The following is a 239-nucleotide window of genomic DNA, read 5'->3' as shown; positions in this document are numbered from 1 at the left end:
AAATGTTTGCCTAAATGCCTCAACTAATAACATACCTTGCAAGTGTTTACCTGATTGATGATCACCCATTAACTCACAGCGCTCATCAATCATAAGTGGTAAGTTATAAATATCTTTATCGACCTTTTGGGCTTTGCCGATCAGGATATTATGCTCTTCTTTCTTATGGGTATAACTATTACTACCTTGTGGATATCTCTCTTGTAATAACATATGTAAGTCAATATTGCTGACCTGTT

At 35.1% G+C, this 239-nt stretch carries 1 protein-coding gene; it reads right to left on the bottom strand.

What is annotated here, in order from left to right; all coding sequences use genetic code 11:
• Positions 1-239, bottom strand: a 239-nt coding sequence (locus V1952_RS22800) for an AfsA-related hotdog domain-containing protein (RefSeq protein ID WP_420075665.1), incomplete at both ends; no start/stop codon positions are given.

The organism is Yersinia sp. 2542 StPb PI (assembly GCF_048593855.1).
Lineage (GTDB): Bacteria > Pseudomonadota > Gammaproteobacteria > Enterobacterales > Enterobacteriaceae > Yersinia > Yersinia enterocolitica_E.
This window is presented reverse-complemented; position numbering and strand designations above follow the sequence as displayed.